The sequence below is a fragment of the Acidovorax sp. sic0104 genome (assembly GCF_019219095.1).
GTDB lineage: Bacteria > Pseudomonadota > Gammaproteobacteria > Burkholderiales > Burkholderiaceae_C > Acidovorax.
The window spans coordinates 1-26,266 of sequence record NZ_JAHUWH010000010.1; the positions used below are offsets into that span (position 1 = coordinate 1).

General features: G+C 61.8%; 24 protein-coding genes. 18 read left to right on the plus strand and 6 right to left on the minus strand.

From position 1 onward, the window contains the following. Positions 1–142 precede the first annotated feature (142 nt). From KW835_RS16375 to KW835_RS16400, 6 genes are all read right to left on the minus strand, one after another. Positions 143–406, minus strand: a complete 264-nt coding sequence (locus tag KW835_RS16375; RefSeq protein ID WP_218384251.1) for a hypothetical protein — start codon at positions 404–406, stop codon at positions 143–145. Beyond that, positions 399–1,094, minus strand: a complete 696-nt coding sequence (locus KW835_RS26875) for a 2OG-Fe(II) oxygenase (RefSeq protein ID WP_255593593.1) — start codon at positions 1,092–1,094, stop codon at positions 399–401. The genes KW835_RS16375 and KW835_RS26875 overlap by 8 nt, the downstream gene beginning before the upstream one ends. Positions 1,095–1,104: 10 nt before the next feature. After that, entirely contained in the window at positions 1,105–4,230 is a 3,126-nt protein-coding gene (locus tag KW835_RS16385; RefSeq protein ID WP_218384260.1) for an error-prone DNA polymerase, read from the minus strand. 7 nt (positions 4,231–4,237) lie between these two features. Further along, positions 4,238–5,449: a DNA polymerase Y family protein gene (locus tag KW835_RS16390; RefSeq protein WP_339385431.1), complete on the minus strand. Its 1,212-nt coding sequence runs from the start codon at positions 5,447–5,449 to the stop codon at positions 4,238–4,240. 43 nt (positions 5,450–5,492) lie between these two features. Next, entirely contained in the window at positions 5,493–6,287 is a 795-nt protein-coding gene (imuA, locus tag KW835_RS16395) for a translesion DNA synthesis-associated protein ImuA (protein ID WP_218384264.1), read from the minus strand. 333 nt (positions 6,288–6,620) lie between these two features. Beyond that, a complete protein-coding gene (locus KW835_RS16400; protein WP_218384266.1) occupies positions 6,621–6,965 on the minus strand; it encodes a hypothetical protein in 345 nt (114 codons plus the stop codon). Positions 6,966–7,092: 127 nt separating this feature from the next. On the opposite strand from KW835_RS16400, the gene KW835_RS16405 reads away from it, so the two are divergent. The 18 genes from KW835_RS16405 to KW835_RS16490 all read left to right on the plus strand — a co-directional run bounded on the left by KW835_RS16405 (position 7,093) and on the right by KW835_RS16490 (position 26,177). Continuing rightward, entirely contained in the window at positions 7,093–8,019 is a 927-nt protein-coding gene (locus KW835_RS16405; RefSeq protein WP_218384268.1) for a Ku protein, read from the plus strand. 25 nt (positions 8,020–8,044) lie between these two features. Beyond that, positions 8,045–8,227: a DUF3606 domain-containing protein gene (locus tag KW835_RS16410; protein ID WP_218384270.1), complete on the plus strand. Its 183-nt coding sequence runs from the start codon at positions 8,045–8,047 to the stop codon at positions 8,225–8,227. A gap of 4 nt (positions 8,228–8,231) precedes the next feature. Beyond that, positions 8,232–11,645, plus strand: a complete 3,414-nt coding sequence (gene ligD, locus KW835_RS16415; protein WP_218384272.1) for a DNA ligase D — start codon at positions 8,232–8,234, stop codon at positions 11,643–11,645. A gap of 824 nt (positions 11,646–12,469) precedes the next feature. Continuing rightward, positions 12,470–12,946, plus strand: coding sequence for a (2Fe-2S)-binding protein (locus tag KW835_RS16420; protein ID WP_218384274.1), 477 nt, complete (start codon positions 12,470–12,472; stop codon positions 12,944–12,946). Next, on the plus strand, positions 12,943–13,980 hold the full coding sequence (locus KW835_RS16425) for a xanthine dehydrogenase family protein subunit M (RefSeq protein WP_218384276.1): 1,038 nt from the start codon (positions 12,943–12,945) through the stop codon (positions 13,978–13,980). The genes KW835_RS16420 and KW835_RS16425 overlap by 4 nt, the downstream gene beginning before the upstream one ends. Further along, positions 13,977–16,283, plus strand: a complete 2,307-nt coding sequence (locus KW835_RS16430) for a xanthine dehydrogenase family protein molybdopterin-binding subunit (protein WP_218384277.1) — start codon at positions 13,977–13,979, stop codon at positions 16,281–16,283. The genes KW835_RS16425 and KW835_RS16430 overlap by 4 nt, the downstream gene beginning before the upstream one ends. A 187-nt stretch (positions 16,284–16,470) precedes the next feature. Next, positions 16,471–17,325, plus strand: a complete 855-nt coding sequence (locus tag KW835_RS16435; RefSeq protein WP_218384279.1) for an STAS domain-containing protein — start codon at positions 16,471–16,473, stop codon at positions 17,323–17,325. 12 nt (positions 17,326–17,337) lie between these two features. Then, positions 17,338–17,712 (plus strand): STAS domain-containing protein, encoded by a 375-nt coding sequence (locus KW835_RS16440; RefSeq protein ID WP_218384281.1) that lies wholly within the window; start codon positions 17,338–17,340, stop codon positions 17,710–17,712. Then, a complete protein-coding gene (locus KW835_RS16445; RefSeq protein ID WP_370633638.1) occupies positions 17,651–18,106 on the plus strand; it encodes an anti-sigma regulatory factor in 456 nt (151 codons plus the stop codon). Before KW835_RS16440 ends, KW835_RS16445 begins: the two co-directional genes overlap by 62 nt. Positions 18,107–18,135: 29 nt before the next feature. Continuing rightward, positions 18,136–19,110, plus strand: a complete 975-nt coding sequence (locus KW835_RS16450) for an ATP-binding protein (protein WP_218384285.1) — start codon at positions 18,136–18,138, stop codon at positions 19,108–19,110. Continuing rightward, positions 19,103–19,963, plus strand: a complete 861-nt coding sequence (locus KW835_RS16455) for a sensor histidine kinase KdpD (RefSeq protein WP_218384286.1) — start codon at positions 19,103–19,105, stop codon at positions 19,961–19,963. Before KW835_RS16450 ends, KW835_RS16455 begins: the two co-directional genes overlap by 8 nt. Positions 19,964–19,966: 3 nt before the next feature. Next, a complete protein-coding gene (locus KW835_RS16460; RefSeq protein ID WP_218384288.1) occupies positions 19,967–21,916 on the plus strand; it encodes a response regulator in 1,950 nt (649 codons plus the stop codon). Between the two features lie 326 nt (positions 21,917–22,242). After that, a complete protein-coding gene (locus KW835_RS16465; protein ID WP_218384290.1) occupies positions 22,243–22,875 on the plus strand; it encodes a response regulator transcription factor in 633 nt (210 codons plus the stop codon). A gap of 277 nt (positions 22,876–23,152) precedes the next feature. Continuing rightward, positions 23,153–23,530 (plus strand): response regulator, encoded by a 378-nt coding sequence (locus KW835_RS16470; protein WP_218384292.1) that lies wholly within the window; start codon positions 23,153–23,155, stop codon positions 23,528–23,530. 103 nt (positions 23,531–23,633) lie between these two features. Further along, complete coding sequence (locus KW835_RS16475) at positions 23,634–24,149, plus strand: DUF1003 domain-containing protein (protein ID WP_218384294.1); 516 nt, start codon at positions 23,634–23,636, stop codon at positions 24,147–24,149. A gap of 845 nt (positions 24,150–24,994) precedes the next feature. Then, complete coding sequence (locus tag KW835_RS16480) at positions 24,995–25,231, plus strand: hypothetical protein (RefSeq protein ID WP_218384296.1); 237 nt, start codon at positions 24,995–24,997, stop codon at positions 25,229–25,231. A gap of 117 nt (positions 25,232–25,348) precedes the next feature. Continuing rightward, positions 25,349–25,849 carry a DUF4142 domain-containing protein gene (locus KW835_RS16485; RefSeq protein WP_218384298.1) on the plus strand — a complete coding sequence of 167 codons (501 nt, stop codon included), beginning with the start codon at positions 25,349–25,351 and terminating at the stop codon, positions 25,847–25,849. Continuing rightward, positions 25,839–26,177, plus strand: coding sequence for a hypothetical protein (locus KW835_RS16490; RefSeq protein WP_218384300.1), 339 nt, complete (start codon positions 25,839–25,841; stop codon positions 26,175–26,177). Before KW835_RS16485 ends, KW835_RS16490 begins: the two co-directional genes overlap by 11 nt. Positions 26,178–26,266: the final 89 nt, after the last annotated feature.

Sequence of the window (26,266 nt, forward strand, 5' to 3'; positions counted from 1 at the left end):
ACACCTGTCGCAAAATGCCGCCCAACCCTTTCATCGAGAGGACTCGCCCCTGCGAGCCGGGTCGTGCCTCTCATGTCAAACGTTGAATGTCTGCTTCTTGATTCCATCAGCGACGGCTCCTGGCCGAATGCCGCCTACGAGCTTACTGCTGTCGAACAACAAGATGGCTCAAAAGGCCGTCCAGCTCATCGTCAGAGTGCCCTTTACCGACTGCCGACAGATCCCAGTTCCAAATGGCTTGAATTTCAGGCGTCGCGATGTTCTCAAATGCCTCTGCGGCGACCCATGCGACATCGGTCTGCCCAAGCTGAAAACGTCGTGCAATTGCTCGCAAGGCGATTGATGGACGGCCCGCCGATAGCTCGGCTCGGGCGATCGCAAGTATCCCTGAGGTGACTTCAAACATACTGAACTTCGTGCCGAGTCCGAGAGTTGAACGACCGCTTCTGGCCGATAGTACTCATTCGTGACCGATATGCGAATGACAGCAACCGCTGCATAGCAGTCTCTCGGGGTATTTCGGAATCCGGAGGCTCACAACCGTCGAGTCCTGAAGGCAATGGACCACCGCAGCTCGCTCGTCGGAGCCACCGCGCTTCCCCTGCGAGCTTGTAAATGGATCTCGGTGCCACATCCAACTGCACCACTTTGCGCGTAGTGGGAGCATCCGGGTACGGCCTGAATCGCAACGTCGCGTGCCCACCTAGTGACACCCCCACAATCATCTCAAAATCCGGCACGTCCCGGTGCCACCCCAGCGGCGTCCCCGGCTCGTACTCCGCGACGAGCGCATGGACCAGATCGCCGGGCGGCACGCCCAGCCATTCCTCCACGCGATCCCGCAGCTCATGCAGACGCCCATCGAGCTGGATACCAGGCAGCAGTCTGTTTACATCGAAGTCATACGACCCACCAAAGCTCACCACCCGTCGCCTGGCCACGTACTGCTTGTACCGCGCTGCATGCAGCGGCAGGGTCTTGATGATTTCGATCAACTCCTTCTCTTCGTCAGGGCTCAGGAACTCAGGCTCGTAGACCAGTCCCTCGATGGAGGACTTGATCGGCCCTTCGTCAAACAAAGTCGCCTGGGTCATCCCGCCTCTCCTAACGGAAATCCCGGCTCTCGGTCGCAAGCCGCCCCAGCATGGGAGACAGATCGGCAAGTCGCTCTGCGATCAGGTTGCACACATCCCCCTCGCGCTGCCACCGCCCCTTTACCGCCATGAGCCGCGACCCCAGCAGCACCTCCCGCTGTGCCTCCTTGACATGCCGCCAGCAGATCACCTGCGTCGACCCGTGCTCGTCCTCCAACGACACAAATATGGTCCCCTTGGCCGTCTCCGGCTGCTGGCGCAGTGTCACGATGCCTGCCGTTCGCACGATCCGCCCATCAGCGACGCGCCGCAGCTCCTCTGACGTTTTGAGCTTGTACTTGTCGAGTTTCTTGCGCAGCAGTGCCATGGGGTGGGAGCGCAAGGTAAGACCAACAGAGGCGTAGTCCCAGAGCACGTCTTCACCCTCCGGTGCTGCAGGCAGTTCCAGAAACTCCTCATCCACTGGCGCCTCCAGCAGCAGTTCGGGCGGCGCGTGCAGGGCGGCGGCATCCCACACTTGCTGGCGCCGATGGCCGGACAACGTGGCCAGCGCTCCGGCGGCCGCCAGCAGCTTCATCTCATGCTGTTCTAGCCGTGCTCTGCGGGCCAGTTCCTCGGCGTTGTCGAATGGACTTTTGCGTCGAGCAAGCACGATGCGCTCTGCGCTATCGGTCCGCAGCCCGCGGACCATGTGCAGGCCCAGACGCACAGCAGGTGTATTCGGTAGGTCCTCCAGCGAGGACTCCACACCGCTGTACATCACATCCACCGGCCGCACCTCCACACCATGGCGCTTCGCGTCCTGCACCAGCTGACTTGGGCTGTAGAACCCCATGGGTTGGGAGTTCAGCAGTGCCGCAAGAAACGCTGCAGGCTCGTGCCGCTTGATCCAGCACGAGGCATAGACCAGCAAAGCAAAGCTGGCCGCATGGCTCTCCGGAAACCCGTATTCCGAGAACCCCTTGATCTGCTCAAAGATCTGCTCCGCGAAAGCGCGCTCGTACCCACGCGCGGTCATGCCATCGACGATCTTGCTGTAGTACTTGCCGAGGCCGCCCTTTCGCTTCCACGCCGCCATCGCCCGCCGCAAGCCGTCGGCCTCGCCGGGTGTGAAACCGGCTGCCAAGATCGAGATCTGCATCACCTGCTCCTGGAACACCGGCACGCCCAGGGTCCGCCCCAGGGCAGTCTTGAGCGCTTCGCTCGGATACGTCACAGGCTCCTTGCCCTGGCGGCGGTTCAAGTAGGGATGCACCATGCCGCCCTGGATGGGACCGGGCCGCACGATGGCCACCTCGACCACCAGGTCGTAGAAGCAGCGAGGCTTCAGCCTCGGCAGCATGCTCATCTGCGCCCGGCTCTCGATCTGGAACACGCCGATGGTGTCCGCCTTGCAGACCATGTCGTAGGTATCCGGGTCTTCGGCCGGGATGTCCTGCATGCCGAACTGGTAGCCGCTCCGCTCGCTGATCATGTCCAGCGCCCGACGTATGGCGGACAACATGCCCAGAGCGAGGACATCCACTTTCAAGAGGCCCGCAGCGTCGAGGTCATCTTTGTCCCACTCGATCACCGTTCGGTCCGGCATGGAGGCGTTCTCGACTGGCACCATACGGCAGAGCAATCCCTTGGTGAGAACGAAACCGCCCGTGTGCTGCGACAAGTGCCTCGGAAACCCAATCAGCTGGCTGGCGATCACGATGAGCTGGCGCACCTGCAAGTTGTTCGTGGACATGCCCAGCTCGTCAAACCGCTCCAGCCGCACGTCCGCACCGTCAAACCATTGCTGGCCCTTGGCGATAGCGTCCACCGTTTCCAAGTCGAAACCCAGTGCCTTGCCCACATCCCGGATCGCCGACTTCGGTCGGTAGCTGATCACCGTGGCCGTGAGGGCCGCGCGATCCCGGCCGTACTTCTGGTACAGATACTGAATCACCTCTTCACGGCGCTGGTGCTCGAAATCAATGTCGATGTCAGGTGGCTCGTTGCGCTCCTTTGAGATGAAACGCTCGAACAGCACTGACATCCGCGCCGGGTCCACCTCTGTGACGCCCAGGCAGTAGCAGACCACGCTGTTGGCCGCAGACCCACGCCCCTGACAGAGGATGTGCCGGGAACGTGCAAAGGCCACGATGTCGTAGACGGTGAGGAAGTAGTGCTCGTAGTGCAGCTCGCAAATCAGCGACAGCTCTTGTTCGATCTGCCCCTGCACCTTGGCCGGTATGCCTGCGGGCCACCGCCGGCCAGCCCCTTCGTAGGTCACTTGGCGCAGGTGGCTCGCCGCCGTATGCCCAGCCGGCACCACCTCGTCCGGGTATTGGTATTTCAACTCATCCAAACTGAAACTGCACCGGGCCGCAACCTTCAACGTCTCCGCCAGCAGCTCAGCCGGGAACGTCTGCGCCAGGCGAAGCCGGGTGCGCAGGTGCAGCTCCGCGCTGCGCTGCAATGCATGCCCGCACTCCGTGAGCGGCTTGCCCACCCGGGTCGCTGTAAGCACATCCTGCAAAGGTTTTCGAGAGCGCACATGCATGTGGACATCGCCGACTGCCACCAGCGGCAGGGCCGTGAGCTCGGACAATTGGCGCATGCGGTGCAGCCAGAGTTCATCGTCGAGCCTCCGCACTTGATCCACACCGATCCAGCATCTCCCAGTGAAGTTGTTCAGCGTCCAGAGCCCAGCCGCTTCAAGCTGCGCATCAGTGGTTTTGCGATCCGGGCACAGCAGGACCGCGCAGTCCTCCAGCTCCGAGCCAGTGATTTGGTCCAGCGTGAGGCGGTATGTCCCCTTCTCTGAGGAGCGCCTCAGTCTGGTGATGAAAGCGCACAAGTTGCCGTACCCGTTCAGGTTCTGAGCCAGCACGACCAATGTGAAGGTTGCCTCTGAATCGTCTCTGGGCTGGATGCAAAACTGTGATCCAAGCAACAGCGGCAAGCCCACCGCCTTGGCAGCCACGTGCGCGCGCACCACCCCCGCCATGGAACACTCATCCGTGATCGCCAGCCCCTGGTAGCCCAGTTCCTTGGCGCGCTCCACCAATTCGTCGGGCGCACTAGCCCCACGCAAGAAAGTGAAATTCGAGACACACCGCAGTTCCACGTATTCCGGCAGCGTTCGGGGTGGACGGCTCAACATACCGGCCTCACGCAAAGTGCCCGTGGAGGAACCAAGCGGTCTGGTCCCGCGCCAAGCGCTGCTGGAATACCCACAGCACACCGGCATGTGGGCTGAGGGCCAACCAATAGTCTCGCTGCACATTCAGTGGCTCGGCATCGGCTCCATCGGTGCTCCGGTGCCACCAGCCCCCCTCGATGCGGTCCGGCCCTAGTAGGAGCTGCAGAGGGCCTTGGTAATACGGACGGTTGTCGCGTTCGATGAGGCGCAAGGGCTCATCCAAGACCCAACTGGGCAAGGGCAGTTCATATAGGGATGCCGCCATCTTGCGTGGTGCCTCACATTGCCAGCTCTGCATCCACTCCAGGCGGTGGTCAGCGGCCAAGACCGGGCGGCGCACACTGGTGTCGCCCAGCCGTGCCTGGATGCGCTCCAGGGCTAGATCCGTGCTTCCGCTTTTGCGCAAGGTCTCTGGAATGAGCGAGCGGCTCTCTTCCACGATAGGCAGGACTTCCGTGGCGAGCAGTTCGATATCGCCAGCGGGCGCTGCGAGCTGGACCTTGGCCAGGTGCTCGGCCAGCAGCCGAGCGAAGTGCTCGACGTTCTGCGTGGGTCGCGCCGTGCGTACGGTGAGTTCACCGCCGGTGCCGGCATCCTTGGACCGCATGACATCGTGGCACCACCTGAGCGTGAAGGCCGTAGCTCCCATTCGCCGCGCTGCCAGCCACCCAGCCATCTGGACCAACAGTCGCCGCGCTCCGAACAGCAGAGCCGGGGCGGTCTCGACCCGCGACATCAGTTCCAGCCGTGCGTGAAAACTCTCGGGGACTGTGAGCCACTCGTAGACCTCAGGTCGGAGACCGTACGCTTGGTCCAAAGCCAAGAGCAGACCCTTGTCGAACCGGCGGCCCAGGCCGCCCCGTGGCAAATTGCGCACGTCGCCCAAGGTGCGGCAACCCACACGCGCCAGCGTAGGCTTGTGCAGACCTACGGCCGTGAGCACTTCCAGTGGCAACGGGTCCAACATCTTGGCTAAGGGATGTTGAAAACCATCACAGGGCCCATTCGACGACGCATGGCGTACCAAGGCCAGGGCGGAGGTGCCTGTGGGTGCCCACGCTACGCGGGCACCGAGCTCCTCAGCGCCTGCTTCGATGAGTCGATGCAGCGTCTCCATGCCGCCGAACAGACGCGCACTTCCCGATACCTCTGCGACGACGAAATCTTCCAGCAAAGCCACCCGAGGAGTGAACTGCAGCGCCCAGATTCCGAGGGATGTCGCATCAATGGGAGACGGGCTGGCCGGCAGAGGGATGGGGAGCAACGCGGCCCAATGCCCATGCATCGGTGGCCTCCTCGCGAAAAAAAGCGGCTGAACGTGCTGGCACGGTCTTGAGCCGGGGCGGGATGACGGCCTCCAGGTTTCCTGGCATCGCGGCAAGGTACAAGGCATCATCCAGCGATGCCCCCCTGCGCTTGGGAATGCGCACCTCCAGTTGCCAGCCATCAGCCAGAGCCACAGCAACCCGCAGCGGCGCCGGAGACGTGTCGTGTATTGCAGCGACGGGGCGGAAAAGAAACACCGGTGCATCACACGACTGGGCATGAATCTGCAAGCGGCGGATTTGCTCCGGCCGTGCCTGAGGCAGCCATGAAAGAATGGCTCCCGCAGGATCGGACTTGACGATCTGCTCCGTGACCCAGAGGCGGTCCACGGGTGTAGTTGTATGAATCCAGACCACTTGTTCCGCAGAGATGCCAAGTTGTTCCAGCCCACCCACGTGCGGCTGTTTGGGTGGTGCGATCAGGTACACCCGCCCGCCTTCAGCCATGAGCGCCGGGAGCGCGCGGCCGAGAAGGCGCCATTCACAAAGCGCCGCCTGAGGCATGAGCAGTTCAGTCAAACTGTGTGTGGGCCACCCCCCGCCCGGAAGCTCTTTGTCCAGCTCGGTAAAGCCAGAAGACACCGTCCGCGAAACCGGTTTGCCAACTTCAGCGCCGCGCCACACCGCCTCGGCAATGTGCCGTGGGAGGTCGCCTGTATTAAAGGCGTGGGAAGACAAGGCGGCGGCAGACATGGTTTAGGCGAGGCCAAAATACTGTATTTATTTACAGTATATGTGCCGGCCGAGACCTTGAAAACAGCTCATGCAGCGGTGGCACGCAGCGCCATCTAAATTCGTAGCGCGCAATCGCGGCCCCGGGCGGGGCCGCGCAAAAGGCTCTCCGCAATACACCTTCAATTCACTCGGCTATCTGCAGCCGGCCCAGGGCCCAGGACTCGCAGCGGTTTTGCAAACCGGCCACATCCTCGCCGAACCTGATCCGGATCGATGGCTTTGCCGGTGAACCAGGCGGCGGCGTCAGTGTTATGGCCCGCTTGTGCGGGCCGTTTTGCAGGTTTTTTGAGGCTATCGGATAGGGCCGAATCCAAAGTAGGCAGCTTTCTTGGGCCTGCCCTTGGGCGAGGCAGCATCCTCTGCATCAGATGGCGCTGGCTGAACCGTGCCTTCCGGTGGGGTCGGCAGCCCGTCGGCCCGCTCAGCGACCTTTCGCGGTCCCACATCCAGGTCGGAGACCATCTCTTCCAACGCTACCAGCCCGCTGGCCATAGCGGCCTTGTAGGTTTTGTATCCGTCCTCGGCGCGCTCGATCTCGATCCACTGGTCGTTGACGCGCTCCGTAATCACCCATTCAAATTTCCCAGGGTCGGGCTCTGCGACGTGAATGGCAAGAAGGCGTAGTGGGTCGGCCATGCCTGAGGGTATGAATGAAACCACGTAACCAGGAATGTGCCGAAACCTACGGCGGCGGTAAGCCGCTGCCTACATGCTGGGACAGCTGACGCGCCCAAACTTTGCGCAGACAACTGCGGAGAACCCCATGGCCACTGGCAGCCGCACCCTCTGGAAGGGTGCCATCACTTTCGGATTGGTTCACATTCCTGTCGGCCTGCACACTGCGGCCACGCAAGAGGGCGTGGACTTCGACTGGCTGGATAAGCGCAGCATGGACCCGGTGGGCTACAAGCGCGTAAACAAGCGCACCGGCCGCGAGATCACCAAAGAGAACATCGTCAAAGGCGTGGAGTACGAGGACGATAAGTACGTCATCATCAGCCCCGAAGAAATCGAAGCCGTCTTTCCCAAGACCACGCAGACCATCACCATCGAGCGGTTCATCGAAACCAACGAATTGCCGTTTGTGTTTCTGGAGCGCCCATATTACGTCGCGCCCGTCAACAAGAGCGACAAGGTCTACGCCCTCCTGAGGGAAGCACTGATTTCCACTGGAAAAATCGGCCTCGCCAAGGTGGTGATCGCGACCAAGCAGCACTTGGCCGCACTTGTGCCTTCCGGACCAGCGCTGGTGCTGTCTTTGCTGCGCTGGGGCGATGAGGTCAAGACTCTGGACAGCCTCGACCTCCCTGCGGAGGGCCGCAAATCCGTGAGCGCAGCCGAACTCAAAATGGCCACTCAACTCATCGAAGAAATGTCCGGAAAGTGGAACCCCGCCGACTTCAAGGACGAATTCCGCATCCAGGTCATGAAGCTGGTCGAGAAAAAGGCCAAAGCAGGGGAAGGTAAGACCGTGCTGGAACCGGAAGAGGAAGCACCTCAGTCCGCCGATGTCATCGACCTCACCGCGCTGCTGCAGCGCAGCCTCAAAGGCGGCGAAAAGCCCAGCAACAAGTCGGCTGCAAAAGCCCCTGCCAAGAAGGCGAGCAAGGCCTCCACCAAAACTTCCGCCAAGAAGGCACCCGCCAAGCCTGCCGCGCGCAAATCCAGTACCGCGCGCAAAGCTGCTTGATCTTTTTCCACTCCAGGAGCACGAAATGTCCGACGACAAAACCCAATCCGGCGGCCAGGACCGCAAGCGCATCAGCCTTTCCCAAGAGTACGAGGTTCGCGACTGGGCCAAGAAGTTCAACGTGACGCCGGAGCAACTAGAAGCCGCGGTCCGCGCCGTGGGCAACGATGCCGCCGCGGTCGAGGAACACCTGAAAGGCATCCGGTGAAACTGTGCGCGTCGCGACGTGGAACATCAACAACGTCAACAAGCGCATAGCCCTGCTGGTGAGCTGGCTGCAACGCGCGCAGCCGGATGTTGTCGCGTTGCAGGAAATCAAATGCCCGACGGCTGATTTTCCGACCGCCGCACTGCAGGAGGCGGGGTACAGCAGCCTAGTGGTTGGGCAGCGCACCTGGAACGGCGTTGCCATTCTGAGCCGCGCTGCGGACCCGCTGCCCATCGTCACTGCCTTGCCTGGTGACCCGGCAGACAAGGAGGCGCGCTACCTGGAAGCGGCCATCAATGGCATCTTGTTTGCCTGCCTGTACCTGCCCAACGGCAATCCCCAACCGGGTCCCAAGTTCGACTACAAACTTCGATGGTTCGAGCGGCTGCGCCGCCGCACAGAGGAGCTCTGGCATTCCGGGCATCCTGTCGTGCTGTTGGGCGACTGGAACGTGGTGCCCACGGACGCGGATATCTACAAGGCCGACACCTGGCGCGATGACGCACTGCTGCAGCCTGAGGCGCGCGCCGCCTTTGCCAGCATCCTGTCGCAAGGGTGGGCGGATGCCGTCGGCAAGCTGCATCGCAAAAAGACTCCGTTTACGTTCTGGGACTACCGCCGTAAGCGATGGGAGCGCGACGCCGGGCTACGCATCGACCACATCTTGGTTGGGCACTCGCTGAAGCTCCAAGACGCGGGAGTGGACCGCGAGGAGCGCGGTAAGGAAAGTCCGAGCGACCATGCCCCAGTGTGGGCGGAGATCGCTTTCGAGAAAGCACGAGCGGCGCGCACGTCGGCCACAGCTGCCAAGAAATCGCTTGCCACGAAGAATGCGGAGCGGACGGCGAAGGCCGAACCAGCATCCACTGCTGAACCGCTTGCACAGTACAAGGCCAAGCGCGATTTCACGAAGACTTCCGAACCTGCCGGCGCTGCTGTGAAACCCCATCGTCGTGAAAAGGGCGCGGCGGAACCCTTTCAGTTTGTGATTCAGAAGCACTGGGCGTCCCGCCTGCACTACGACTTCCGGCTGGAGATGAACGGCGTGATGGTGAGCTGGGCGGTGCCCAAAGGGCTATCGTTCGACCCCAAGGTCAAGTCCATGGCCATCCATGTCGAGGACCACCCCATCGACTACAACACCTTCGAGGGGAGTATTCCGAAAGGCGAGTACGGTGCCGGCAAGGTCATCATCTGGGACCGCGGAACGTGGGAGCCCGTGGGCGATCCTCGCAACGGGTTGGCCAGGGGCAAGATAGTGTTCCACCTCCACGGCCAAAAGCTTGCGGGCCTGTGGGAACTCGTGCGCATCTCGAAGCCTGGCGAGAAAAAGCAAGACCAGTGGATGCTCTTCAAGAAGCGGGGCGACGCCTGGGCACGGCCGAGCACGGAGTACGACGTCATCACCGCGCTGCCGGACAGCGTGGTCGAGATGCCGCTCGGACTCGCAGAGGAACGTGAGCCGGTCGTTGGCACGACGGCATCCGCCCTTGGCACCACATCTCAACCGCTGGCGAACGCTAGAAAATCCCGCCTTCCTGCCAAACTGGACCCGCAACTCGCCACGCTGGTGTCGTCGGTTCCCGAGGGCGACTGGATCATCGAGACCAAGTTTGACGGCTATCGCATTCTTGCGCGTGTGGAAGACGAGGTTCGGCTCTACACGCGCAACGGCAATGATTGGACTGAGAAGCTGCAGCAGGTGGCCGATGGCATTGCCGAGCTTGGCCTGAATCGCGCTTGGCTGGATGGGGAAATCGTGGTCCTCAACGACGCAGGTATTCCAGACTTCAACCGGCTGCAGAACGCGATTGACAACGCTCGCACGCGGGACATCGTGATGTTCGTGTTCGACGTACCCTACCTGGGTGACCACGATCTGCGCGGCGTACCGCTCGCAGCGCGGCGGCAGCTGCTCCAGGAGCTCTTCGACAAACGCGAGAGCAGCACCGTCCGGTGCAGCCAGGCTTTCGAGGTGGCACCCTCCCAGCTGCTGGGTGCCGCTTGCGATATGGGTCTGGAGGGCCTGATCATCAAGCGGGCGGACGCACCATATGTATCTGGGAGGACCGACAGCTGGATGAAGCTCAAGTGCCAGCACCGGCAGGAGTTCGTCGTGCTCGGCTTCACCAACCGCACCGGCGCCATCAAAGAGGTGGGAAGTCTGCTTCTGGGCTATCACGAGCAGGGAAACCTTGTGGCGGCCGGATCCGTCGGCACTGGCTGGGATTCCTCGACGGCGGCCGACCTGCACGCCCGATTGGTGAAGCTCGAAGTTGCGGATCCGCCTCTGGACGCGATCGAGTTCAAGCCAGGTCGGTGGTCAAAGCGAAAGGTCGGTGTCGAGCGGTGGGTGAGTCCCTCCCTCGTGGTTGAGGTGGCCTTTGGGGAATGGACACCTGATAAACGCATTCGGCACGCGGTGTTTCGAGGTATACGCACGGACAAGCCGGCGAAGATGATCGTCCGCGAGCGCGCGAAGAATCCAGCCGCCTCAGCGCTTGCACCTCTTGCGACAAAGTCCAAGGCAGCGCCCTCGATCTCCAAGGTCAAGATCACCCATCCTGACCGGGTGATTGACCCCAGCACGGGATTGCGCAAGATTGATCTTGTGCGCTACTACGAGAGCGTTGCCGAGTGGATGTTGCCCCACCTCAAGGATCGGCCGACATCGCTGGTCAGGGCGCCGGCCGGGATCACGGGGCAACTGTTTTTTCAGAAGCACCCGGAAAGCAAGATGCCGGGGCTCACGGAGCTGGACCCCGCCCTGTGGCCCGGGCACGAGGCGCTATTGGCGGTGAACTCCGCCGACGCGCTGATTGCGGCAGCGCAGATGAACGTGATTGAGTTCCACACCTGGAACTCCAAGGTCGCGCGTATTAATCAGCCGGACCGGTTCGTGCTCGACCTCGATCCTGGCGAAGGCGTCACCTGGCCGATGCTGCAGGAGGCGGCGCAGCTTACCCGCGTGATGCTCGCCGAGCTGGGGCTGGAGAGCTGGCTCAAGACCAGCGGCGGCAAGGGTCTGCACGTGGTGGTGCCCATCACACCGAAGCGCGACTACACAGAAGTGAAAGCGTTCTCGCAAGCGGTAGTCAAGCACATGGCGCGGGTGATCCCCAACCGGTTCGTCGCTGTCATGGGTGGCAAGAATCGCGTCGGGAAAATCTTCATCGACTACCTGCGCAACGGCCATGGGCAGACCACGGCTTGCGCGTTCTCAGCGCGCTCGCGGCCCGGGATGGGGATTTCAATGCCGGTGGGTTGGGAGCAGCTCAAGGAGCTTAAGGGCGGCGCGCAGTGGACGATTGCGACCGCGCGAGAGTATCTGAGTTTTCAGCAAGACGATCCGTGGGCAGGCCTTTGGAGGAAGCGGCAGTCCGTCGAAAGAGCGATGAAGAAGCTGGCTGGAGCGTAGGGGGCGAACACAGAAAGTGCTTCGAGTTTCTCAAATGTCAGTGCCTATCGCCGGTGGCATTCACAGACATGCTGCGCCGCTGCCTGAACGCGAGAATCGCTGCGCGTTGGCGCTTCGAGACGAGGCGGTTGCTGGCGATGAGGTGCCTACGAGGAACAAAGTACGAGCAACTGTCCGACGAAGTGTGACTACTGCAACATCTAACCTGCGGCATATCAATTATTTGGAGCAGCGTAATGTCTCCCCACAAGCCCCCCGGCGCAGTCCCTACATCCACAAGCAAGAACCGCGTTGCCACCAATCGCACGATGATCGTCGTTATCGTGGTGGTTGCTTTTCTCATGGTCGCCATCTGGGTGCCTTGGTAGTGGGCATCTGCATTGAGGGCAATGTCCCCTTCATTGACCCCTGTGTTCGTTCAGAAGAATTCCGACCAGTACTACATCCACGAATCTGTCGGTCCGGTGGTGGGCTCAGTGCAATGTGGCGGCAGGACAATCGATTGAGCGCATACCCAGGAATTTCATGAGTTTGTGCACGGGACTGACCCAGCAACTGTACCGACCCATATGGCGGAGGGTGAGTGCGAGCATCAGATTTATCCTGCGACAAACTGCGCTTGCCTCGGGGGGGCCGAGTCTTACGTGTTGTTTGGAGCAGCACGCAATTTCTGCCTCTTTTGTGGAAGGGCTCCAACCCCTCCGAGCCTTTTGACCGCTGCGGATAGACGGGCTGTTGTCCCACAGGGGGGCGGGCAAGCGGACTTTAAAACCTGTCCGAAGGCCGAATTGCACGCGGCCTCGCGAACGAGAAATATCCCTTAAATGCCTCACACGATCTCCCTCCTAGTCAATGGACACAGTCACAGACTTGACATTGAGCCTTTCGTCACATTGCTCGATCTTTTGCGCGACCGGCTTGAAATCACAGGCGTAAAAAAAGGGTGTGATCATGGGCAATGCGGCGCTTGTACTGTCTTGGTGGACGGGGTGCGCATCAACTCCTGCCTGACGTTGGCGGTCATGCGCAATGGATGTGCCGTGACCACGGTCGAAGGGCTGGCCAAAGGGCATGACCTTCATCCTTTGCAGCAAGCCTTCATGCAGCACGATGCATTTCAGTGTGGCTACTGCACACCGGGACAGCTGTGCTCAGCAATAGGGTTGATGGGCGAGGGCAGGGCACGAACGCGCGAAGACGTACGCGAGCTGATGAGCGGAAACCTGTGCCGCTGCGGCGCCTACGTGCAGATCCTGGACGCGGTGAGCGAGGTGGTCCTGGCCAACGGAAAGCTGGCATGAACGAGTTCACTTACACAGCGGCCAAGGACCCCGCCAGCGCTGTCCGTGCGGGTGTGCAAGGGAGCTTCATCGCGGGCGGCACCAATCTGTTGGATCTGATGAAGGAGGGGGTGGCCCGGCCTGCCCACCTGATTGACGTCAACGCCACGGGGTTGCACACCATAGATCGCACTCAGGCGGGTGGGCTGCTGCTGGGCGCGCTGGCCCGTAATGCCGCCACCGCCTACCATCCGCTTATACGCGACGAGTACCCGTTGCTCACGGCGGCAATCCTCGCGGGCGCTTCCCCGCAGATCCGCAACATGGCCAGCAATGGCGGCAATCTGCTGCAGCGCACTCGTTGCTACTACTTCTACGACACGGGCGTCCCGTGCAACAAGCGCGAGCCGGGCAGCGGCTGCCCAGCCGTTAGCAACCTGGCGCGCCAGCATGCCATCCTAGGCGCAAGCGACCAATGCATCGCCACTCACCCGTCCGATATGTGCGTCGCACTGGCAGCACTGGAGGCGACAGTGCATGTGGAGTCGAACAGCGGGCACCGGCGCATCGCATTCGCCGAGTTTCACCGCCTTCCCGGCGATCGTCCCGAGATCGACACCACGCTGGCGCCCGGCGAGTTCGTCACCCACATCGAACTTCCGCCAGCACCGCAGTTCGTCCGCCACTGTGCCTACCTCAAGATCCGAGAACGTGCGTCCTATGCCTTCGCCCTGGTGTCGGTGGCCGCCGCGCTGCAACTGGACGCGGCCGGCCGTATCGGGGCTGCGCGACTGGCATTGGGTGGCGTTGCCCATAAGCCCTGGCGCAGTGCTCGCGCGGAGGAGTTGTTGGTGGGCGAATGGCCCGAACCGGCGGCCTTCGAAAAGGCCGCCGCCGTGCTCACAGAGGGCGCCAGGCCACACGGTCAAGGACCGGGGAGCAACGCATTCAAGATACCCATGGCGCGCCGCGCCGCAGCGCGAGCACTGGAGATGGCGGTGAGAGGCCAGACAACCATCATCCCCGGCAGTGGGCTGGAAGGCGTTGTAGCATGAAGCCGCGCAATCACACCCACACGCACAACAACCAGCAGCCCATGGCCGAGCCAGGTACGGGCTATGTCTCTAAGGGCGATGCAATCTCCCGGACTGACGCCCGGGCCAAGGTGACCGGTCAGGCCTTGTACGCCGCGGACCACGTGGCCAAAGACATGCTCCATGCCGTGGTGGTCAACAGCACCATCGCACGCGGCCGCATCACCGGCTTTGTGCTTGGCGACGCACTGGCCGTGCCTGGGGTCAAGGACATCCTTCACCACGACAACAAGCCTTCGACGCGGTCGCTTGGCATCTTCTACAAGGACATGACGGCGCCTTCCGGCTCGCCGTTCAAGCCCTTCCACAGCAGCAAGATCCTATACAGCGGCCAACCGGTGGCCATGGTGCTTGCAGACACCTTCGAGGCAGCCCGCCTCGCGGCTGGCTTGGTGCAGGTGAGCTATGAAGCAGAAGCGCACGAGACGAACCTGCTGCCCCACCTGGGCCGCGCCCACAAGCCCAGCCCGCTCAAGGTGGGCTATTCACCACCCCCCAAGCCTAAGGGCGACGCCGATGCTGCATGGGCGGCCGCGCCGGTGAAGATGCAGGCAGAGTACTACAGCGGCGTCGAACACCACAACCCCATGGAGATGCACGCCACCACAGTGCTGCGCGGCGAGGATGGCCACCTCACCATCCACGACAAAACGCAAGGCTCCCAGAACAGCCGCTGGGTGGTGTCGCGCGTTTTCGGGCTGGGCAAGGACAAGGTTACGGTGAAGAACGCTTTCGTCGGCGGCGCCTTCGGCTCGGGCTTGCGCCCGCAATACAACCTGATCCTGGCAGTGATGGCGTCGCTGCACACCCAGTGCTCGGTGCGCTTGGTCCTCACGCGCCAGCAGATGTTCACCTTCGGCCACCGGCCCGAGACTTGGCAGCGGGTAAAGCTCGCTGCAGGCCTGGATGGCAAGCTGCAGGCCGTGATCCACGAGGCCGTGGCCGAAACCTCACGCCTGGAGGACTATGCCGAAACGGTCGTCACCTGGTCGGGCCAGCTTTACCCTTGCGAGAACGTGCGGCTGGCTTACGGTCTGGTCGATCTCGACCGCTACAGTCCTATGGACATGCGGGCACCGGGCGCCGCCCACGGGGTGCACGCCCTGGAGGTTGCCATGGACGAGCTCTCCTATGCGCTCAAGATGGATCCGCTGGCCATGCGCCTGGTCAACTATGGAGAACGCGACGAATCCGCCGATCTGCCGTACTCCTCCAAGGAGCTCAAGGCCTGCTACACCCAGGGTGCCGATCGCTTTGGCTGGGCGGCCCGTCCCCTGGAGCCGCGCTCCATGCGCGAAGGGCACGAGTTGGTGGGCTGGGGAATGGCCACCGGCATCTGGGATGCCATGCAGATGTTCGCGCGGGCGCGTGCTGTGCTGCATCCCGACGGCCGCCTGGAAGTAAGCAGCGCCGCTAGCGACATCGGCACCGGCACCTACACGGTGATGGCGCAGATCGCTGCTGCGGCCATGGGCCTTCCGTTGGATAAGGTCACTTTCCGGCTGGGCGACTCCACGCTGCCGGTGGCGCCGGTGGAGGGCGGGTCCTCGCATGTGGCAACGGTGGGCTCAGCGGTGGAGGGCGTGTGCGAAAAGCTGCAGAAGGCATTGTTCAAGCTGGCCCGCAAGATGAAAGGCTCGCCCTTTGCAAAAGCGCGCTTCGCAGACGTAAGGTTTGCTCGCGGCGCCATGCGCCTCAAAGGGGTGGCGAGCACCCGGCTGGCTTTGGCGGATGTGCTCGCCACCACCGGAGGCGAGCCTATCGAAGAAAAGTACCTCATGCTCCCCCACATCCTCAAGCAGCGCAAGTTCGCGCGAGCGACGCACTCGGCGGTTTTCTGCGAGGTGCGGGTGGACGAAGCCCTGGGCACCGTTCGCGTGACGCGCGTCGTCAGTGCCATCGCGGCAGGCCGCATCATCAACGCCAAGACGGCGCGCAGCCAGATCTACGGCGGGGTTGTCTGGGGCATCAGCCAAGCGCTGCACGAGGAAGCACATTCCGACCACACGCTCGGCCGCTTCATGAATCACAGCTTCGCCGAGTACCACATCCCCGTGCAGGCGGACATCCACGACATCGACGTGATGTTCGTCGAAGAGGACGACCGTGTGGTGAGCCGTCTGGGGGCCAAGGGCGTGGGCGAGATCGGCCTCGTGGGCGTCGCTGCCGCCGTGTGCAACGCTATTTTCCATGCCACGGGCCGGCGGTTGCGCAGCACACCCATGACGCCGGACAAGGTGATGTCTGGGCCCAGTACAGCTTGAATCTGGTCGCCTAGCAACAACGCCTGTTAGACGGCACGGGGCCTTGCACCCGTGACCGCGTAGGACAACGCCGCGACATCAATCGGTTGAGCGAACTTCCAGCAAGCGGCACGATAGGCACTCCTACAATGATTACAAGCCTTCCAGCGCGTGCTGGTGGAGACGATTTTTTCATGTCGAGAGTTTTATGACACTACTGACAACCCCGATCCTTGACGCGCTACAGGACAGCAATAGGGATGCATTGATCAAAGAGTGGATCGATGAGGCTCGTTCCCGCAATGCAGGGCTTCCACGCTCGGCAGCTGCCGATGCGACAGAGTTGGCCTCTGCCATGGCACGCGCTTTGGGCGACGGGGCCAGCATCGACTCCTTCACAGATCCCAAGTGGTCGTCACTGCAGCAAATTCTCGCCAGCCTGTCGCGATCCAGTGCGGCGCAAGGTCAAAGTGCCGGTGAAACGAGCGTTTTCGTGCTGGCGCTCAAAAAGCCGCTGCTCTCTGCCCTGCAGCAGCAATTGACGGGCGCCGATGGCACCCAGATTGCCTCGGCATTCTGGGCAATGACGACACTGGTGGACAGCATGGCGCAGTTCACAGCGACCACCTTTCAGCGTGCTCGCGAAGAGATCATTACGCGCCAACAAGAAGAACTGCTGGAGCTGTCCACGCCCGTCGTCAAGCTCTGGGAGGGCGTGCTGGCCGTCCCCATGATCGGTACGCTCGACAGCAACCGCACCCAGATTGTGATGGAGACCCTGCTGCAGAAGATCGTGGAGACGGGCTCCGAGCTCGCCATCATCGACATCACCGGCGTGCCCACGGTGGACACTCTGGTGGCGCAGCACCTGCTCAAGACCGTCACAGCGATACGTCTCATGGGGGCGGACTGCATCATCAGCGGCATCAGGCCACAGATCGCGCAGACCATCGTGCACCTGGGAATCGACCTGCAGGGCATCAGCACCAAGGCATCGCTGGCCGATGCACTGGCTCTGGCGCTGCAGCGCACCGGCTGGCGCATTGCCCGCCAGGCCGCCTGACCGGTATCTGGCATGGAACGCATACCAATCCTGCGCATGGGCGCAACGCTGCTGGTCACTATCCAGGTAGACATGCAGGATCAGACCGCCTTGGCGCTGCAGGACGACCTCGCCGACCGCATCGCTAAAACGGGCGCCAGCGGCGTGATGATCGACATCTCGGCCCTCGAAATCGTGGACTCCTTCGTGGGCCGCATGCTGGCCAGCATTTCGGGCATAGCGCGGATCCTGTCGGCCACCACGGTGGTGGTGGGCATGCAACCCGCAGTGGCCATCACGCTGGTGGAGCTGGGCTTGTCGCTGGAGGGCGTAAAAACCGCCCTTAATGTGGAGCGGGGTCTTGCGCTGCTGGAGTGCGCACGCCGGGAGAGTGGCTTTGTCGATTGAACGCACCGGCATGTTGCCGCTGGAAACAGAGCAGCACATCGTGGCCAGCCGGCAGGCGGTGCGTTCACTGTGCCAGTTGCTCAAGTTCTCCCTGGTGGAGCAGACCAAAATGATCACAGCCGCGAGCGAACTATCGCGCAACACACTCATCCACGGCGGCGGCGGCCGAATGCGGTGGGAGGTGACCGAAGCCGGTGCCAAGACTGGCCTGACGCTGCATTTTGAAGACGAAGGCCCTGGGATTGCCGATCTCAAGCTGGCGATGACGGACGGCTGGACCTCTGGGTCCGGAATGGGCCTGGGCCTGCCTGGCAGCAAGAGGCTGGTGAGCGACTTTGTTGTCGACTCGGCTCCCGGCCAGGGCACTCGCGTGAGCATCACCAAGTGGAAGTGATCCGCGGGTGGAGCCACCGGCCGATTCCCATGACGGACGCCAGTTGCGTGGGTGAGGCAAGGCGCTTTTGTGCGCGGGTTGTGGAGGACTGGGGCTGGAGCGATGTGGATGTCGGTCGCCTGTCCATCATCACCACGGAGCTCGGCACCAACCTCGTCCGGCATGCTGCACAGGGACAGCTGTGGATCGCCTTTCAGCCTGGGTGGCAGGAAGTGGAGATCATTGCACTCGATAAAGGACCAGGCATGGTGGATGTGCAGCGTTGCAGCCAGGACGGCGTCTCCACCGGGTCGGGCTCACCGGGCACCGGCCTGGGGGCCATACGCCGCATGGCCAGCGCCTTCGACATTCATTCCACGCCCCAGGGCACCGTGTGTCTGGTGCGTGTGCGCGCGGCCGGGCAGGCGGCACAAGCGCGGCGCTGGGGCGCGGTGAGCGTCGCTGCGCCGGGCGAGACGGTGTGCGGCGATGGCTGGGCTGTTGCACTCGATGCGCACAGGATGGCAGCCGTCGTAGCCGATGGCTTGGGGCACGGGCCGCATGCGGCACTTGCCGCCGATGGGACGCTGGACGTGTTTGCCGCCGACCCCTTTGCGCCCCTCGACATTTTCGTGAAGGATGCGCACATAGGCCTGCAGACAACCCGTGGAGCCGCAGTGTTCGCGCTGCGGATGGACGGCGCTTCGCCACAGTTGCAATATGCGGGCGCAGGCAATGTGATGGGGCGAATCGTTTCGGGCGTATTCGACCGTTCCATGGTTACGCAGCACGGTACGGTGGGCGTACAGGTACGCAAGGCAGAGGTTGCGTTGCAGGAGCTCCCCGAGCATGCGCTGGCCATCGTGCATTCGGACGGCATCGCATCACGGTGGAAGTCCGACGAGGTGGTTCCGATGCTGCAGCGCGATGCCACTTTGATCGCCGCCGCTTTGCTGTGGGGCCAGACGCGCGGGCGCGACGATGCCACCGTACTGGTGATCAAACAGGGAGACACCCTTGACTGACGACGACGTGAGAGCTCAGTTGGCGCAGAGCCAGGCCGAGGTCGAGGCCCTGCGGGCCGAGCTGGAAGAGACCAACCGAGGCGTCGTGGCCTTGTACGCGGAGCTGGATGAGCAGGCTGAGCAACTGCGCCATGCAACCCAGCTCAAGAGCCGTTTCTTGTCGTACATGAGCCATGAGTTCCGCACGCCCATCGGCGCCACCTTGAGCATTGCGCGGTTGCTGCTGGACCATGTGGACGGCCCTCTCACGGCCGAACAGGAGCGCCAGGTGCGCTTCATCCAGAGCACCTGCGAGGAGTTCTCGCACATGGTGGACGACCTGCTGGATCTGGCCAAGATCGAGGCCGGGCGGCTCGACGTTTCTCCCGCCTGGTTCGAGATGATGGACTTGTTCTCCGCGCTGCGTGGCATGTTCAAGCCTCTTTTGGACAATGACGATCTAAACTTGGTGTTTGAGGAGCCTGCGGGTCTGCCGCGCCTGTACACCGACGACCGCAAGCTGTCGCAAATATTGCGCAACTTCATCTCCAACGCGCTCAAGTTCACGGCGCGCGGCGAGGTCCGCGTGTCGGCAACCCTTGACGGAGAGGGCATGGTATGTTTCTCCGTGGCCGATACGGGCATCGGCATCGCGCCAGAGCACCTGGACAGCCTGTTCAACGACTTCTCGCAGGTGAATGCGCCCATTCAGAAACGCCTCCGCGGCACGGGCCTGGGCCTCGCGCTATCCAAGCAACTGGCCGGGCTGCTGGGTGGCCGCGTATTGGTGCAGAGTGTGGTGGGCGAGGGCTCGGTGTTCTCCGTCATCGTTCCCGTCCAGATGCCTGCCGGCAAGGATGACATCGCGAGCTGATCCATGCCCACCTCCGCCATGATCTCGCCGACCATAGACCGCAGCCTGTACACGGTGCTGGTGGTCGATGACAACCCCGTGACTCGCTACGCTACGGCGCGGGTGATACGGGCCGCTGGATTCCAGACCGAAGAGGCGGGAACTGGCTCTGCGGCTATTTCGGCAGCGCAGCGCGATATTTCTGCCGTGGTGTTGGACGTGCATCTGCCCGACATGGATGGCTTCGAAGTCTGCCGCGTGCTGCGAGCGGACGCCAAAACCGAGCTGACCCCCATCATCCACCTGTCCGCCACCTTCGTGCAAAGCGAACACAAGGTGGCTGGCCTCAATGCCGGGGCCGATGCCTACATGGTGCACCCGGCAGAGCCCGCGCTGATGGTGGCCACGCTGCAGGCGCTGATCCGCGCACGCACGGCGGAAGAAAAGCTTCGCCGCAGCGAGACGCGGTTCCGCGCCATCTACGACCAGGCACCCGTGGCCATGATGCTCATCGATGCAGTCGGCCGATTCGCCGACCTGAACCCTGCGGCAGAGGCGCTACTGCAACGCCTGCGCGGTGATCTCATTGGCCAGACCGTGACTTCGCTGGCCCCCGTTGCGTGGCAGTCCTTCGTGCAAGGTTGTATGGAGAGCGGGTCCACCGCAGACTGGAAGGGCGAGTTTCCGCTGATCCGGGGGGATGGAAAGGAAGTGTTGCTCGACTGGAGCATGTCCGACCACGTGGAGCCCGACCTGCGAATTGGCATTGCCACGGACCTGTCTGAACGTATCGACTTCGAACGCCGGCGCGAAGAATTGCTGGAGCGCGAGCAGGCAGCCCGGGTACTGGCCGAGCGACACAGCCGCACCAAGGATGACTTCGTAGCCGTGCTGTCGCACGAGCTGCGCACGCCGCTTACGCTCATCACAGGCTGGGTGCACATGCTCAAGCGCCCCAACACCAAGCCCGAGACGCTGGCGCGCGGTATTGACGCCATCGAGCGCGGCGCCAAGGCGCAGGGGCGGATCATCTCGGACATTCTGGATGTTTCGCGGATTGCGTCCGGCAAGCTGCGGCTGCACCGTGAATGGGCCGACCCTTGTGAGCTCGCGCGCGTCTCGATCGATGCGGTGCGCGACTTAGCGCAGTCCCGGCAGATCACTCTGGAGGTGGAATGCGGCGACACAGATGAGCCTGCTTGGCTCGATGTGACGCGCTTTCAGCAAATCGTCTGGAATCTGGTGACCAATGCCATCAAGTTCTCCGAACAAGGCGGCTCGGTGCAGGTGCGGCTGCTGCGCAACCTGGATGAATTGACGCTGGTGGTACAGGACCACGGTGCGGGAATCGAAGCTGCGTTCGTACCCTTTCTGTTCCAGAGGTTCACGCAGAGCGGCGCTCCGGGAAACCGGGCCCACGGCGGGCTGGGCCTCGGTCTGTCCATCGTCAAGCACTTGGTGGACCTGCACGGCGGAACGATTTCTGCGGCCAGCCAAGGGCCCGGGCATGGCACCACCATGACCGCGCGGCTTCTGGTCGCGTACGAAGAGGCGCAAGCCGCTTCCGACCACGAGCGGACTGCGCCACACAGCCGGGAATCCCGCCTGCTTCAGGACAAGGACGTCCTTGTCGTGGATGACAACGCCGATACCAGCGAGATGCTGAGCATCGTGCTTTCGGATGAAGGGGCGAAGGTGCGCGTGGCCGATAGCTACGAGGCGGCCATCGCCCAATTCGAAAGCGCTTGGCCTGACCTGTTCGTGAGCGACATTGGTCTTCCGGGCCGCGACGGGTACGAGCTTGTCACCAAGGTGCGCGAGCTGGAGGCCGCTGCCGGCAGGCCCAGGCTGCGCGCTGTCGCTCTCACAGCGTTCGCCAGGCCTCAGGACCGCGAGCGAGCCCTTGCCGCCGGCTTTGATGAGCACTTGGGCAAGCCGTTGCAGCCGCATTTGCTTCTGCAGGCGCTGTCATAGTCCACCTCGCGCTTCTGTTGATTGCTACCCAGCAGCAGCTTAGGAAGCGGGGTGGGGGAAAACTTGCACCACCAAGTGCGGGTTGATATGTTCCTGCGCGCATCGACAAAGCTGCTGAGCTTTACATCAAGCGAGCCAGAAGGGCTGGTCCATCAACCGTCAGCCTTTAATTTGCGAAATCGAATTTTTTAGACGTTCGCCGCTATCTCGGGAAAAAAGATGACAACACAGCGCCGTTCCGTTAAGGAGAATTCAGCGTCTTTTCGACTTGCTCGAGATACTGTTGAGCGGTCTACGACTATTTAGTATCACTTCGAGAGCGCTTCATGATCCGTGTTGGAATTGTTGACGACCATCAAATCATCCGGTCCGGACTCCGCCAATACCTTTCAGATCATGTCGACATTCGAGTGGTGGGCGAGGCCTCGAACGGTCGTGAGGCGATTGACCTAGTACGAACACACCAAATCGATGTGCTTCTTCTGGACTTATCGATGCCGGGGCAGGGCGGTTTAGATGCCATAGGTATGCTGCGCGCGAAGGCCCCGGATATGGGTATTCTTATACTGTCAGGATACTCGGAGGAGCACTACGCGCTTAACTTGATACGCCTAGGCGCAAGTGGCTATCTGAATAAGGATTGCGAGCCGAGCCAGATCCTTGAGGCTGTCCGTGTTATCGCGTTGGGCAAGCGCTTTTTGACACCCGCTGTTGCCGAGCTCCTCGCCCAACAGCTCAATCGACCTAGCGACGCGCCTTTGCACGATCAATTGTCGGAGCGAGAGATGCAGGTCTTCCTCAAACTTGCACGGGGGGCCTCCGTTGGGGAGATTGGGGAAGCCCTATCCCTCAGCGTCAAAACCGTTAGTACCTACCGCACTCGGCTGATGGAGAAACTCAACTTGTCATCAAATAGCGATCTCACGTACTACGCGCTCAAGCAAAAACTGATCGACTGAAGCACGCGGACAATTCCATGAGATTGTTTAAGTTGACGTTCAAATACCCGGCAGAAGTGCAGGTTGGACGTGCTTGATCTTGACGTAGTGCTCAAGGTTGCTGTTCGCTTTCACATTCAGTCCCAGTCCCGGATCTGTTTCCTCACTACTGGACTTCGAAGCGCATGTGATCGAGGTTCGGCAAGGCAGAGCGACCGTAGTGATAGACCTGCAGGACGAACTTCGCGATGCGCTCCTCAATACTAGTGAATGATGAATGGCCCCCCCGATAAACGTCATGAGCCGAACAATCCTGATCGTGGATGACTATTCCGAGTCGCTTTTACTGTTGCAAGAACTGCTAGCCTTGCAAGGGTACTTTGTGTACGGCGCGCTTTTGCCCGAGGAAGCGATACAGAGCATGCGGACGCACTGGCATTCCCTAGTGCTGATTGACGATGATCCGTATGGGCACTCCGGCATACAGCTGGCTCTCCAGCTAAAGGAACTGGCACGGGATTCGAACCGAGCCGCCCCCTACCTAGTTGCATTACGGGGGGACCTGTTCAGGGAAACTGAGCCCAGTCTGCTGGGCTTTAACGTAGCGCTTAGCAAACCATTGGACTTCGATCAATTGGACGACGTGGTGCGTGAAGCGTTAATCGATACCAACTAGGCCTGACAGGCGTGATTTTTTTTTCAGGCAGGCTGAGCAGAAGCCTGACATCAACGAAGCGCGGCAGGCGGTACAACGTACCCGATTAACTCGGTGCAGACACATGAAAACCGTTAACCCGCACATCGCAGCGGTGACCTTGCACAACATTGAGAGCCTGTTGTGTACCGAAGACGAGCGTCGCAGGAGGAAGCCTTGGCGTTACCGCATGGTTGCTCGGTTTGCGCGCATGTGCGGCACCGTCGGATTTCTGGTTGGCAATGCCGCCTTCTTCGCCGGATGGGTAGCGTTCAACCATTACGTGCTTCCTTTCGATCCGTACCCCTACACCTTCTTGCTCTTTGGCGTTTCACTTGAAGCGATTTTCCTGTCCGTGCTGATCCTGATCAGCCAAAACATGGACGCCGCAGAAAGCGAGCGGCGACACCACCTGGACCTGCAGATGAATTTGCTTACGGAGAGGGAGATGACTGCCGTCATGCGCCTCTTGGTAAAGGTGGCCGAGCGTTCAGGCGTGGCGGATGAGGACACCAAGGAAGTGCGGGATTTCGCGCACGAGACTGATCCAACAGCAGTGCTTACCCAAATCGTCGCCGCCGAACGGAATCATCGGGGTTGATGTTGGGCAGCGCCACATAGCTCCTCCTGTGGTCCCACGATGCAGTCGCCTTGAGGGGTTGTCCGACAAAGAGATGCCAGCACCGGACCTACGGTGAACTTCCCGTCGCGTTGGCGAGGTTCCAGCGGTTTTTTGCAGCGGCGGATTTTTTGTCCACCTCACTAAGGAAGGCTAAGTCATGCCCACTACGTCTCCCACAACGCAGCATCCGCGCGCGTCGCAATCCTCAACAGCCCAGCCGCCACCAGAGCGCAACCCCGCCACCCACAGCGGCGAGAACCGGGGCCTCATGTTCTTCTTCATAGGGGCCGCCGTGGTGGCGCTGGTTCTGGTCTTGTTCTTTAACCTGCAAGGCCCTGAGGGCGCAGCTCGCTCCGGTATCGGCGATGGGCCGTCTCGCTCGCCCTCCGGCCAGACAACAGGCGGCCCCAGCCCTGCAGAGGGAAGGACATCGGACCGGACCCCAGCGCCAGTCGGCCAGGGCGGCCGTGATGCATCCAGCGCGAGCGGCGCAGCATCCCCTGCTACGGCTGCGCCGCAGGCACCTGACAGCCAGACACCCATCGGTCGCGAGGCAATCGGCGCACCGCGAGGGGCCGTACCTGAAAACGCCTCGGCACAAGACCCAACCTCGGCAGCACCGGGCAGTTCCAGCGCATCGTCATCTGCGCGCTAGTGCGGATTTCATCCGCTTGCCTTCTCAATCAATCATTGCGAGGGCTAGGCACTCTTCCTAAACGGCGCAGCCGAGTGCCCTCACAGGCGTGCGCTTTTACCGGTCCCAGAGTTCTACGCTGGTCTATCAACTTTCCCACCGCCCTGGGCGGCACCACAGGAGCAACACCATGATCAATGAAAAGCAGGCCCCCGAATACAACCAGTACGGATTGAAAGATAGCGACGCGCGGGTGGTGGACGTCTATGCCAATCGCCCTGGGGGTGAAGAACCCGCAGTCGGTCCGACGGACGCTGTGACGTCATCGGGTCACCGCGTGGGTGCGATCGAGCAGCACCCAGACCCCAAACCATCATCGCGCGCCGGGCAGAAGGTTTTCGGTGAAGTGGACGACAAGAAGCGGTAACACGCGTGGTCGCGGCAGGCACAGGCGCTGACGCCACAGGTTCTCACGGATCTCTGCCGACTTAGCGCTCGGTGCCGCAGACCAAGACACATATCCATCCACTTGAAAGGATTCACCATGAAGACAACGAAGATCGCCCTGGCGCTCTGTAGCGCCATCCTGGCTTTTTCTTCTCATGCAGAGGTCAGCAAGAAGGACCAGGAATTCCTGCAGAAAGCCGCTGCCGGCGGTTTGTATGAAGTCGAGGCAGGAGGGCTTGCGCAGTCCAAAGGGCAGAGCGAAGCCGTCAAGTCTTTCGGCGCAATGCTGGTCAAGGATCACACAGCCGCCAACGACGAAATCAAGACCCTGGCAGCAAGCAAAGGCGTGGCCCTGCCCGCCACTGTGCCTACCCCGAAAAAGAAACGGCTGGAGAAGATCTCTGCGGACAAGAACTTCGACAAGGAGTTCGTCAAGGAAGTGGGGTTGGACGACCACAAGGAGGACATCCGCCTCTTTGAAAACGCCAGCAACGATGCGGACGACGCGGACGTGAAGGCGTTTGCTACCAAGACACTGCCCACGCTGAAAGCCCACAGGGAGCATGCCGAAGGGCTGAGGAGTTCCCATGGCCGATAACCCCGCTTCCCGCCGAGCCTCCGGCACGCCCAAAGAGGGGCCAGAAACATCAGCAGCCGACGTCGAGTGCGCCAATCGCGTGCTGGCCGAGCAAGCCGGCCTTCGCGACGGACCCAACGCAGGTCCGAGCCCGCAGGAGCATCTCGCGGCGCAGGGCCGCGCCGGGTCTGTAGAGCCATCTGTCGGCACAAAGGCCGGTGCACGCCCTGCCAACGAACCGCCGCTTGATGCCAAGCCCGAGGTCAGCCCGGAAGAGCAGGAACTGGTGGACGAGCAGATCAACCGCGACCGCCAGACGTCGAAGAAGACCGACCCGTCTGCGCCCTGAAGAACCGTCTTCGCACCACTCGCGAACTACGGGTCGACTTGGCTGCTGAGTAGTGTCGAGGGGGGACGACGCAGCGGAAGGTCCAACGA